Source organism: Neobacillus drentensis (genome assembly GCF_036965245.1).
GTDB lineage: Bacteria > Bacillota > Bacilli > Bacillales > Cytobacillaceae > Neobacillus > Neobacillus drentensis_G.
On sequence record NZ_JBALPG010000022.1, the window covers coordinates 81738 to 92990 of the forward strand.

The window sequence follows — 11253 nt, forward strand, 5'->3', positions numbered from 1 at the left end:
CATCAATCCTCCAATTTGTTAATAAGGTCATTGTAAGTAAAAAACGTTTCAGGATATACAGTTTGATTCTTTTTCATTAAAAATAGAATGGTGTTTTGAACCGCTTTAATTAAGGCTCGATCTAAGTTTTCCTTGGCCATTTCTCTTACTTCATCGACTCCAGGAAAATGTCTTCCAGGTTCAATATAATCAGCTAAATAGATTACTTTTTCCAGCAAGGTCATGTTGGCCCTGCCCGAGGTGTGGTAGCGAATGGCATTCAATACTTCACGATCGGTAATGCCGGCTTCTTTCTCCACCAGGTAAGCTCCAACAGGGGCATGCCACAATTCTGTATTAAATTCGAGCAAATCCTCCGGGAATCCCTGGGCGACAATAATTTCTTTCATTTCATCCTTTGGTCGAAATTTCGCATAATCATGAAAAATAGCGGCCACTTCCGCTTTCTTTTCATCCGCCCCATATTGTCCGGCTAGGGTAATGGCCGTTTCCATTACCCCTAACGTATGCTGATAACGGTGCTCTGTTAATTGTTTTTTGACCAATTCTAACGCCTTTTCACGTTCCATATAAATGTTTCTCCTCAATATAATCGATTACCGGATCGGGTAATAAATAACGAACTGTCCTTCCTCTTTTCATTCTATCCCTAATCATACTAGATGACACATCAATTGCTGGAACATTAACATAAAGCACAGGAAAGTCTGTTTGATGGCTATAAGACGTCCTTTCAACTCCAACAAATTGGACCAGGTTTATGAGCTCATCAATTTTATGCCATTTCGGTAAATATTCAATCATATCCGCCCCGATTATAAAGAAAAATTGATGGTCAGAGTACTCCATATTGAGCATTTTCATCGTATCAACTGTATAGGAAGGTCCTTCGCGTTTAAGCTCAATCAGTTGAATCATAAAAGCGGGATTTCCTGCGATTGCCAGCTTTAGCATTTGCAAACGATCCACATCTTTGACTGATTCCGATTTTTTCTTATGCGGCGGCTCATGATTTGGCATAAACCAAATCTCATCAAGCTGAAGTGCAAAATGAACTTCATTGGCAATCAAAAGATGTCCATAATGCGGCGGATCAAACGTTCCACCTAATATTCCAACCTTTTTCATGCGTTCGCCATCCTTTGCTCCGTTAATTAAGGAAGAGTAATTGTTTTCTTTTCAACAGACTCTTTATAAAGAACAATAGTGCTGCCAATGATTTGCACGATTTCTGCACCGGTTCCTTCTGCCAAATGCTCGGCAATTACTGTTTTATCTTCTTCACAGTTTTGCAAAACACTAACTTTAAAAAGTTCTCTTGCTTCCAGTGCATCTGAAATTTGTTTAATCATATTTTCATTTACGCCGCCCTTACCTACTTGAAAAATAGGATCTAAGTGGTGTGCCTTTGAACGTAAAAATCTTTTTTGTTTACCTGTTAACATGGATTTCCTCCTAGTTGAACTAACACATTATTTCTCATTCTTTGCACATCAGGGAAAATTCCTGTCCATTTTTCAAAGGCAAGGGCCCCCTGATACACAAACATGTCGACACCATTTTGAATTCTTGCACCATCTAAAGCTGCAGCATGTAAAAATTGCGTTTCTAACGGATTATAAATTATATCACAAACGATTGACTGTTTACGTAAATTACCCAAATTAATGGGCTGTTCAGCCATTTTCGGAGACATACCGATCATCGTGGTTTGAATAATTAAATCATATTCCCCAATATTTTCGCTCGCCTCATTTAAGGATAATGCCCTTGATAAACTATCATAAGGACAATCCTCGATGAGTTTCGCGGCTGTCTCTAAAGTACGGTTCGCAATGTCTAGTACAATCGGTTTTTCCTTGGCCATGGTAAAATAAATTGCTCTAGCCGCTCCCCCTGCACCAATCAGCAATATCCTTTGTTCCGAAACCCTAGGTACGATGGTATTTATCCCTTTTAAAAAACCAGGGCCATCTGTGTTATAGCCAATCAGACTGCCATCTTCATTGACAACCGTATTTACAGCACCAATACTTGCGGCTAATTCATCTACCCCATCGAGAAAGGGAATGATATTACTTTTATGTGGTATGGTTACATTAAACCCGCCGGCACCAATTGCTTTTAATCCTTTAACCGCCGAGCCAAGATCTTCTGCCTTTACTTGAAAAGGGAGATAGTGGGCATCTATCTGATAAAATGAAAATAAATCATTCAACATAACAGGTGACATGGAATGTCCAATCGGATCCCCCAAAACAGCATATAACTTTTTCACTTGCTTCTCCCCACCCATTTTACGACTTCTAAATTATATTAAAGATTTCCTGATCAGCGTTTGCACACCCTTTGGAACGTAAGCAGCCACTTTTGCCCCTGGCTCGTTTACTGTGATCCAGCCGAGTCCGGAAAAAACAATATCCGTTTTCGCTTCTTTTATGATAAAGTCTTGTTTCACAAGCTCTGGAAACGTCTCTATTTGCTCTGGCCCTGGTGGTGTCAGCATTTCCCCGACATGCTTTTCATAAAGCTCGGAAGCATTTTCTGTTTTGGTTCGGTGAATATTCAATTCATTGGAAACGTAACAAACAAATGATCTTCTGCCGCCGCTAATATAATCGAACCGTGCTAAACCACCAAAGAATAATGTTTGCCCTTCGTTCAATTGAAACACCTTTGGCTTGATTTCTTTTTTAGGGGTAATAATTTTTAAGTCCTTCTTATCTACAAAATGCGCCATTTGATGATGGTTGATAATCCCCGGTGAATCAATTAATGATTTCTCATCATCGAGCGGGATTTTGATAATATCGAGCGTCGTCCCTGGAAAGTGGGAGGTGGTAATAACGTCCGCTTCTCCTGATACTTCTTTAATGATTCTATTAATAAAAGTAGATTTTCCAACATTTGTACAGCCCACGACATAAACGTCTTTCCCGTTTCGCAATTCGTCAATGGCCACTGCTGTTTCCTTCACATTTAAACCTTTTGCGGCACTGACAAGGAACACCTCTTCAGGTCTTAGCCCCAGGTCCTTTGCTTCCTGCTTCATCCAGTTAATCATTTTAGTATGCTTCACAGACTTCGGCAGCAAATCAACCTTATTTCCAACAAGTACGACCTTGTTTTGTCCGACAAACCGGTGTAATCCTGGAAGCCAGCTGCCGTTAAAGTCAAAAATGTCGACAATCATGACAATCAGAGCATCAGTCCTGCCCATTTCATTTAAGATTTTTAAAAAGTCATCGTCAGTTAAATTTACATCCTGAACCTCGTTGTAATGTTTAAGACGGAAACATCTTTGGCAAATAATCATCTCCTTTTCCAAGGCAGATGCTGGCGCATATCCTAGTATTTCTGGGTTATCCGTTTGTACTTTAACACCGCAGCCCATGCAAATATATTGTTGTTCACTCACAAGTTAATCCTCCCACTGTAACATGCCTTTTTTTCGGAACCAATTTAGAATTCTTCGTTCCACAAAGCGATTAAATTTTGTCCAGAATCCGTCCGTTTGGGCAACAGGAACAACGAGGATGGTATGAAAACCACTTCGGTTTCCGCCTAGAACATCCGTTAATAATTGATCCCCGATGACAACGGCTTCTTCCTTTTTAATGCCCATTTGTGAGATGGCTTTATAAAACGCCGGTCCCATCGGCTTTCTCGCCCGAAAAATAAATGGGATATTAAGTGGGTCAGAAAAAGCCTTTACTCTCTCTTCATTGTTGTTGGAAACAATCGTTACGAGGATATTATGTTTTTTTATTTCATCAAACCATTTAATCAATTGCGGAGTGGCAAGTGGTCGATCCCATTCCACTAACGTATTATCCAAATCCGTAATAATCCCTTTAACCCCTCTTGATTTTAACTCTTCAGGAGATATATCCAAAATGCTTTTCACATGTTCATCTGGTAAAAATTGTTTTAACACTAAGCTTACACCTCATTAAATTCTAAATAAAATTACTTTTTAAAGATATTGTGCTTCTGCATTCATCTTTTCTTGTACCATCATAACCAATTTTAACCTTTGTTTCAAAAGAAAAGCGAAAGCGCCGCTGACTGAAAATGGAGTAGAACAAATTATTATTTTATCTTATTTTTCTTCAAATCTCGACAATACATGATATTAAATTACGAAACCTTTACATATAAAACGAATTTACTTCAGAAATATGACATTTTAAAGAAAATAAATAAATATTTTTCGACAAACACTAGCTTTTCCAAGACCTGTGGATAACCTTATTAACATTATACCCATTGAATCATTTACATTTCGCTGATTTATAAACAAATTAATCACAAGTTATCCACTAGAACCTGTGGAAAAACAGGACGATTGTTGTATAAGAATAAATTTGGTAGATTTAGGGTACAACAATTGAACATACCATTATATGATTACAGTTCTACGATATAGAACAAAAATTTTTTCCGGAGGTGGATTCTGACGTGCGGAGACTGTCAGATGAATTGTTAATTGAGTCATATTTTAAAGCAAGAGAATTAAACTTAAGTCCAGATTTTATCGGGCTCATTGAGTCCGAAATTAACCGGCGTTCTTTATTCAAAAAAATTAAAAGATCTTCGTAATTTTCCAACCTGCCCTTTAGGGCTTTTCTTTTTTGTCTGAAAAAGGGTCGGAGCGCTGCAAAAATGAATCATTGTATCCAATCGAAGTGATACATATTCATTTCTTTTTTTAATTGTGAAGCCAAGCTCTGCTTACTGCCTTTATTATGTTAGGCTGGATATTTCAATGGGTTCCATCGTAAATGGTGGCGTGGTACGCTCAATTCTTTTTTAGGAAAAAGAATAACGGCGCCCTAAACGCCGTCAAACTGCATCCTATACAGATTTGGTCAAAATCCCGATTTTCTCCCCAACCTTTATATCTTTTGGAGACTGTAGCGTGGGATCAATTTGAAAGATATTCTTTTCAAATAACAGGACAACGGTTGAGCCGAAACTAAAATAGGCCATTTCTTCTCCCTTTACTAACTCGGACCCCTTATGGGTGGTTTCAATCGAATTAACAAACATGGCTCCAACCTTTACAACTGCAACATGCCCAAATTCCGTTTTAACTTCCGTGAGTACCCTGAAATTTTTGGCAAGTGTTCGAACACCATACTTTAATCCTAATTTATTTACGGGATATGATTTCGCCCCCAGTGTCCATTGCTTCGTTACGATTCCATCCACCGGACTATGAATGCGATGGTAATGACTAGGGCTTAAATACAGAATCATGTATGTACCATTTAAATATTTTGCTAAGAGCTCACGATCTCCCAGCATTTCTTCGATTGAATATGTCTTTCCTTTCACGATAATGTCACTTGTCTCATTAATCAGCCCAACATCCTCAATAACGGCGTCAACAGGACTGACAACAGCATCATTACTTTTATCAATTCTCCTTGCATCTTGTTTCAATGTCCTCACAAATAAATCGTGAAGAGTGGGATATTCAGATAAGCCTTTCTCCATTTCTTCCAGATTCAATTGATAAACCTTGGCGAAGGATGGTACAACATAACGACTAATTCTTGAACGGGAAAACCGTTTCAAAATGCCGGAAGTCAACCTCCCATTCGTTAACTCAATCATAAAACGATATAACCCTTGTAACATGAAACTACCCCCAAATAGTGTAAAAATACTCTTTACGAAAAGACATAAAACGCTTAGAATTAAATAATATAGAATAAAATAAAGAAATTGATTCCCTTCTGGCTTGAGGAAAGGAGTGCTGTGAAGAATGTTTTTATTGGACGTACTGGATCAGACTTTAAAAAAGCTAAAATCCCAAACAGCAAATGTCATCACTTTAACAAATTTATCACTGGGCGGATTTGCGATCATATTCGGGCTACATGGAAATTTAAGATTAAGCCTGCTTCTCATTTTCATCGCAGCATTAGCAGATCGGTTTGACGGCATGATTGCCCGGAAATTTAATATTGAATCAGAGCTTGGGAAACAATTGGATTCCATGAGTGATATTATATCATTTGGAGTGGCACCTGCACTATTACTATTCCAAGGAATTTTACATGAATTTGGTGGACCTGGTTCATTTTTCACTGTATTCTACATCGGATGCGGTGCATTCAGATTGGCACGTTTCAATATTACGGAAAGCAATGGATATTTTACCGGATTACCTATTACGGCAGCAGGCTGCTTGGTAACCTTAAGTTTCTTGGCCATTCCCTACCTTCCATCCCAAACGTTTTTATTTATTATCATCATTCTATCATTCCTAATGGTAAGTTCATTTAAACTGAAAAAAGTATAATTACTAACAAATTTGACCTCCTTTAGCGGCTGGCTAAGAGAGGTCATTTTTTATTTTTCAGTAAAAAAAATTTCAGGACAGACACATTTTCCCGTTTTTTTCATAGGAATTATTAATAGGCTTTAGTCTAAATAAAACTGATAGGAAAGTTTACTTCCTTATTATTGGTAAAAAAGCATGGGGGTGGATGTGGATGTCTGGAATCTTAACAGCTCTCGGTTATTTAATGAAGGAATTTTTATTTCTTGTTTCCTATGTAAAAAATAATGCCTTTCCGCAGCCCCTATCTGCTGCAGATGAACGAAAGTACCTGCGATTAATGGCAGAAGGGGACCCGTATGCACGGAATATGCTAATTGAACATAATTTACGGCTTGTCGCGCATATCGTAAAAAAATTCGAAAATACCGGCGAGGATTCGGAAGATTTAATCTCAATCGGAACAATTGGTTTAATTAAAGCGATCGAGAGCTACTCTGAAGGGAAAGGAACAAAGCTTGCTACGTATGCCGCAAGATGTATTGAAAATGAAATTCTGATGCATTTACGTGCACTCAAGAAGACGAAAAAGGATGTTTCCCTGCATGACCCGATTGGCCAGGATAAAGAGGGAAATGAAATTTCATTAATTGATGTCCTGAAATCAGAATCTGAAGATGTTATTGATACGATTCAGTTAAACATGGAGCTTGAGAAAATCAAAAAATATATCGAAGTGCTCGATAAACGAGAAAAGGAAGTTATCATTGGCCGATTTGGTCTTGATTTGCAGAAGGAAAAAACACAGCGGGAGATTGCTAAGGAATTAGGTATCTCAAGAAGTTATGTCTCACGAATTGAAAAGCGTGCACTGATGAAAATGTTCCATGAATTTTATCGGGCTGAGAAGGAAAGAAAGAAAAAGAATTAGCAATGGAAAATAAAAACTCGCCAATAAGCGAGTTTTTATTTTTCATCCAAAAGTTTTTTCCAATTTTGACCACCATCGATTGATTCATATAAATCATTCTTATAGGTGGTAAAGGCGATTTGGTTATTATTTTTTGGATTAACTGCCAAATATGTAATCGGATTATCATAATCAAGGAAAGGAGAGGCTATGACGGTTTGTTCACCAGATACAGGATTTAGTGACTTTAAGAGAATTTTCTCGTTTTCGACACTAGAAAATAAAATGGATTCCCCGCTAAATGTAAGGGCAGTAACCATAAATGGATCTGTTAGCAGCTTCATCGTATTTCCATAATCATTGGAAAAATAAATCCCTGATCTTGTGGCCATTGCCATTGTTTCACCATTATTCGGGTGAACTGCGATCATTCCATACGAATCAGCGTTAAAATCCTTTAAGGTACTTTCTTTCCAAGTGTTACCGTTATCAGTTGAATAGTTCACACCTAAACTTAAATCATCGTTTTGTTTCTCATTTATTACATAAATACTATTCCCTGAAAAGCTCGCTGCTGTGAAATGAAAATTAGCTTTATCATAAAAGGCTAATTTTTGCAGTGTTTCCCCTTTATCAACACTTTTTACTAATCCAAGAGGATCCCTTAAGTCCGTTCCTTTTTCTGGATGACCACTCGCGATAAAGCCTGTTTCTACCGCTTGAAAGCCGATATAGTCATGTTGATTAGCTGTTGTTTCATACCAAGTTGCATCTCTGTACATCTTTAAGCCATCATTTGCAGCTACATATAGGGCATTGTCATTCCCCGGATAGCCAATCCCGCGTATATTTTTCAAGGTAACCTTTTTTGACTCGGCAATTTCAAACTTCTTTATTGTTTGAGCCCTATTTTCCTGCTCATTCTTCTTTGGTTCCTGACTCTTGTTAGTGCAGCCAGCAGCAACAAGTAATACTCCCATAAGTAGGGCAAAAATCACTTTTATTTGAATCTTCATTTTTTCCCTCCTGAAAATCTTCATATTAAACTATGAGTTATTCGTTTATGAATCCTTATCCATCCACTTATACTCCAGTCCCCATACAGTTGTCAAATAATTGGCCATATTAAAACAGAATATATAACTCTCACTCTATTCACCTTTTTCAGTTATTTTTTTTAGGTATTTCATGGACATACACTTTTGCCTATACAGTTAATAATGAGGGCTCATACGCTAATTTAAAAGACTAAAGGGGGGAATGTTGATGCCTTATGGATATCCTTCATCTTATAGTTACCCAGCGCCCTATCCTGCTAGCTGCGCTCCTTATGGCCTTAGCGCTGGTATATGGATTGCAGTCATTATCGTTCTCTTTATTCTATTGTTTATTTTTGGGGCTTGGTGGTGGTATACCTGTTTTTGTTAAGAGGTGATAAAGGCTTATGCACATTTGCATAAGTCATTTTTCTTGCGACAGGTGTAAAATATAGAATTTTTTGAAAAGTAGACATATAATGGTTAGGAACATATATAAAGGGGGTACTTAGTATGACAGCCACTACATATTCAGAAGTTTGGAATCTTGACGTCTTTTTTAAAGGAGGCAGCGATTCCTCTGAATTACAAGAACACTTAACTCAAACCGAAAATCAAATCAAACATTTCGAAACAAAAGTAAACAACTGGACACCGATTAATTCACTTGAGGATTCCAATTACTTGCAAGAATTACTTGCCGATTTAGAAGGAGCCGCAAAAAATCTAATTCAGGCTGGAGCCTTTGTTGGATGTTTACTCGCGCAAAATACTGAAGATAAAAAAGCATATTCGCTTGATGCGAAAATAACAAGCCTAAACGCAACTTTCCAAACAGCACTCAGTTCATTAGATAACCTGCTGACATCAATTGATGATGTGGTATGGAAGCAGCTTGTGAGCGCTGAACCTTTAAGGGAGCTCGCCTTTGTGTTAACGGAAAGCCGTGAAAAAGCGAAGGAGAAGCTGTCAAAAGAAGAGGAAGCCTTAATTAGCACTCTTGAAGTAGACGGCTATCACAGCTGGGGACAGCTATATGACTTAATTGTTAGTAAAATCAAAGTCTCTTTTAACGAGCAGGGTGAGGATAAACAGCTTTCTGTGGGTCAAGCCTTCAACAAATTCTCCAGCCCTGATCGCGAAGTCCGCTCAGCAGTCTTTAAAAATTGGGAAAGGTCATGGGGGGAACAGGCAGATTTCCTCGCGAAAACGTTAAACCATCTCTCAGGGTTCCGGTTAAATGTGTATAAAAAGAGAGGCTGGGAAGATGTCTTGAAGGAATCGCTCAGCATTAACCGGATGAAAAAAGAAACTCTGGAAACGATGTGGGCAGTCATTTCGGAAAATAAACAGAAGCTTGTTCAATATTTAGAGCGTAAAGCAAAGCTCTTAGGTCTTGAAAAGTTGAGCTGGTTTGATTTAGATGCACCATATGGCAAAACAGGATCAAAGGTTTCTTATCAAGAAGGGGCTGAATTTATTGAACGGAATTTTGCCATTTTTGGTGAAAAAATGGCTGCTTTTACGGAGAATGCGTTCGAGGAGCAATGGATTGAGGCTGAGGATCGTCCTGTAAAAGCACCTGGCGGTTTCTGCACCGATTTACCTAAGAGTGAACAATCCCGAATCTTTATGACCTACTCTGGGACACCATCAAATGTATCTACACTGGCACATGAACTTGGTCATGCGTTTCATACTTTTGCAATGAGAGATATCCCGTTTCTTAACTGTAATTATGCGATGAACGTGGCTGAAACCGCTTCGACCTTTGCTGAAATGATTGTTGCTGATGCATCAGTGAAAAACGCAAAGGATGAAGAAGAAAAACTCGTTCTTTTAGATGACAAAATCCAAAGAACAGTCGCCCTTCTAATGAATATTCATGCTCGTTTCTTGTTTGAAACACGTTTTTATGAAGAAAGAAAACTAGGAATAGTATCGGTAGAAAAATTGAATGAGTTAATGCTTGAAGCACAGAAGGAAGCATATTGTGGTGCCTTAGAGGAGTATCATCCATTATTCTGGGCATCGAAGCTGCATTTCTTCATTACCGGGGTTCCATTCTATAACTTCCCATACACTTTCGGCTACTTGTTCTCTCTCGGCATTTATGCTGAGGCACTTGAGGAAGGGAAAGGGTATGAAGAAAAATATATTGCCCTCTTAAGAGACACTGCATCCATGACAGTAGAGGAACTTGCACGGAAACATCTACAAGTAGACCTTACTCAGAAAGACTTCTGGGAAAAAGCTGTTCGCATCTGTCTTGATGATATTGACGAGTTTCTAGAGCTTACAAAATAAATAATAAAAAAAAGCATCAGACTATTAATTAGCCGATGCTTTTTTATCCCCATTAACGGGTAATAAAACTCACACTGATTGAAGTTTCACTTTATTCTACACTTATTTCAGCTGAGATTACGCAGCCAATCGCCCCAGTAATAATTAATGCCATCACAACCATGAACATATACTCCACCCCTTAGATAGATCATGCTTTTCTTTTCTTAAATTTATCATGTTTTCACAGTAATTATCTTAGGGAAAAGTGAACATTTTGTTAACAAAGGATCGATAATTTGAGATAACTGATTATCATTTAGATTCTTTTTTCTTTGGTTTAAATATAAGCGACAAAAATAATATATGCAGCGGCATTTTTGTTACCTCCTATTTAATATTCGGCTAGGTGGTATCCTTCATATCCCATAAGCTAGCCCCACGTCCTTGCATTAGAAAAAACAACATTATAAAAACCACCTTTCTTCACATTGAATTTTTTTACTGCTTACATAACCCGGTACATGGATGCTTGACGATCCTTATTTTTTTCATAAAGCCTTTCAACCATTTCTTGATGAGCAGCTTCATTAAGGCTAATTTTACGTTTATTAATGGAAATCGTTAAAAAGAAAATATTAAGAGTCATTTTGATTCACTTCCTTTTTAAAGGATTTTTAAACGAAATGATGCATGGATATTTGGCGGTCCTTGTTTTGATTGTAAAG

13 protein-coding genes are annotated in these 11253 nt (G+C 37.8%); 4 read left to right on the forward strand and 9 right to left on the reverse strand.

Annotated features, from left to right (window positions below):
- Positions 1 to 2: 2 nt before the first annotated feature.
- The 6 genes from yqeK to V7150_RS06645 are packed head-to-tail and all read right to left on the reverse strand — an operon-like array spanning position 3 to position 3937.
- On the reverse strand, positions 3 to 569 hold the full coding sequence (yqeK, locus tag V7150_RS06620; RefSeq protein ID WP_335515179.1) for a bis(5'-nucleosyl)-tetraphosphatase (symmetrical) YqeK: 567 nt from the start codon (positions 567 to 569) through the stop codon (positions 3 to 5).
- Complete coding sequence (locus V7150_RS06625; RefSeq protein ID WP_335515182.1) at positions 559 to 1128, reverse strand: nicotinate-nucleotide adenylyltransferase; 570 nt, start codon at positions 1126 to 1128, stop codon at positions 559 to 561. The genes yqeK and V7150_RS06625 overlap by 11 nt, the downstream gene beginning before the upstream one ends.
- A 26-nt stretch (positions 1129 to 1154) precedes the next feature.
- Complete coding sequence (gene yhbY / locus V7150_RS06630) at positions 1155 to 1445, reverse strand: ribosome assembly RNA-binding protein YhbY (RefSeq protein ID WP_335515184.1); 291 nt, start codon at positions 1443 to 1445, stop codon at positions 1155 to 1157.
- On the reverse strand, positions 1439 to 2278 hold the full coding sequence (gene aroE, locus V7150_RS06635; protein ID WP_335515187.1) for a shikimate dehydrogenase: 840 nt from the start codon (positions 2276 to 2278) through the stop codon (positions 1439 to 1441). The genes yhbY and aroE overlap by 7 nt, the downstream gene beginning before the upstream one ends.
- A 33-nt stretch (positions 2279 to 2311) precedes the next feature.
- Positions 2312 to 3394, reverse strand: a complete 1083-nt coding sequence (yqeH, locus tag V7150_RS06640; RefSeq protein WP_420490264.1) for a ribosome biogenesis GTPase YqeH — start codon at positions 3392 to 3394, stop codon at positions 2312 to 2314.
- Between the two features lie 27 nt (positions 3395 to 3421).
- Positions 3422 to 3937, reverse strand: coding sequence for a YqeG family HAD IIIA-type phosphatase (locus tag V7150_RS06645; RefSeq protein WP_335515192.1), 516 nt, complete (start codon positions 3935 to 3937; stop codon positions 3422 to 3424).
- 524 nt (positions 3938 to 4461) lie between these two features.
- On the opposite strand from V7150_RS06645, the gene V7150_RS06650 reads away from it, so the two are divergent.
- Positions 4462 to 4602, forward strand: coding sequence for a sporulation histidine kinase inhibitor Sda (locus V7150_RS06650; RefSeq protein ID WP_335515196.1), 141 nt, complete (start codon positions 4462 to 4464; stop codon positions 4600 to 4602).
- 255 nt (positions 4603 to 4857) lie between these two features.
- On the opposite strand, the gene V7150_RS06655 is transcribed toward V7150_RS06650, so the two are convergent.
- Positions 4858 to 5646 carry a phosphatidylserine decarboxylase gene (locus tag V7150_RS06655; protein ID WP_335515199.1) on the reverse strand — a complete coding sequence of 263 codons (789 nt, stop codon included), beginning with the start codon at positions 5644 to 5646 and terminating at the stop codon, positions 4858 to 4860.
- Positions 5647 to 5773: 127 nt separating this feature from the next.
- On the opposite strand from V7150_RS06655, the gene pssA reads away from it, so the two are divergent.
- Together pssA and sigK are read left to right on the forward strand one after the other, a co-directional pair.
- The gene (gene pssA, locus V7150_RS06660; protein ID WP_335515202.1) at positions 5774 to 6313 is read left to right on the forward strand and encodes a CDP-diacylglycerol--serine O-phosphatidyltransferase; all 540 of its coding nucleotides are present in this window, start codon (positions 5774 to 5776) and stop codon (positions 6311 to 6313) included.
- A gap of 193 nt (positions 6314 to 6506) precedes the next feature.
- Positions 6507 to 7223, forward strand: coding sequence for an RNA polymerase sporulation sigma factor SigK (gene sigK, locus V7150_RS06665; protein WP_335515203.1), 717 nt, complete (start codon positions 6507 to 6509; stop codon positions 7221 to 7223).
- A 35-nt stretch (positions 7224 to 7258) separates the two neighbouring features.
- On the opposite strand, the gene V7150_RS06670 is transcribed toward sigK, so the two are convergent.
- Positions 7259 to 8218, reverse strand: coding sequence for a F510_1955 family glycosylhydrolase (locus V7150_RS06670; protein WP_335515206.1), 960 nt, complete (start codon positions 8216 to 8218; stop codon positions 7259 to 7261).
- 534 nt (positions 8219 to 8752) lie between these two features.
- Between V7150_RS06670 and V7150_RS06675 the strand changes: the two genes are divergently transcribed.
- Positions 8753 to 10546, forward strand: a complete 1794-nt coding sequence (locus V7150_RS06675) for a M3 family oligoendopeptidase (RefSeq protein ID WP_335515209.1) — start codon at positions 8753 to 8755, stop codon at positions 10544 to 10546.
- A 487-nt stretch (positions 10547 to 11033) separates the two neighbouring features.
- On the opposite strand, the gene V7150_RS06680 is transcribed toward V7150_RS06675, so the two are convergent.
- Positions 11034 to 11174, reverse strand: a complete 141-nt coding sequence (locus tag V7150_RS06680) for a YrzI family small protein (RefSeq protein ID WP_335515212.1) — start codon at positions 11172 to 11174, stop codon at positions 11034 to 11036.
- Between the last annotated feature and the right edge of the window lie 79 nt (positions 11175 to 11253).

Coding starts and splice junctions, on each gene's coding strand:
- yqeK (WP_335515179.1), bottom strand. CDS start 569: ATGGAACGTGAAAAGGCGTTAGAATTGGTCAAAAAACAATTAACAGAG.
- V7150_RS06625 (WP_335515182.1), bottom strand. CDS start 1,128: ATGAAAAAGGTTGGAATATTAGGTGGAACGTTTGATCCGCCGCATTAT.
- yhbY (WP_335515184.1), bottom strand. CDS start 1,445: ATGTTAACAGGTAAACAAAAAAGATTTTTACGTTCAAAGGCACACCAC.
- yqeH (WP_420490264.1), bottom strand. CDS start 3,394: ATGGGCTGCGGTGTTAAAGTACAAACGGATAACCCAGAAATACTAGGA.
- V7150_RS06655 (WP_335515199.1), bottom strand. CDS start 5,646: ATGTTACAAGGGTTATATCGTTTTATGATTGAGTTAACGAATGGGAGG.
- pssA (WP_335515202.1), top strand. CDS start 5,774: ATGTTTTTATTGGACGTACTGGATCAGACTTTAAAAAAGCTAAAATCC.
- sigK (WP_335515203.1), top strand. CDS start 6,507: ATGTCTGGAATCTTAACAGCTCTCGGTTATTTAATGAAGGAATTTTTA.
- V7150_RS06670 (WP_335515206.1), bottom strand. CDS start 8,218: ATGAAGATTCAAATAAAAGTGATTTTTGCCCTACTTATGGGAGTATTA.
- V7150_RS06675 (WP_335515209.1), top strand. CDS start 8,753: ATGACAGCCACTACATATTCAGAAGTTTGGAATCTTGACGTCTTTTTT.
- V7150_RS06680 (WP_335515212.1), bottom strand. CDS start 11,174: ATGACTCTTAATATTTTCTTTTTAACGATTTCCATTAATAAACGTAAA.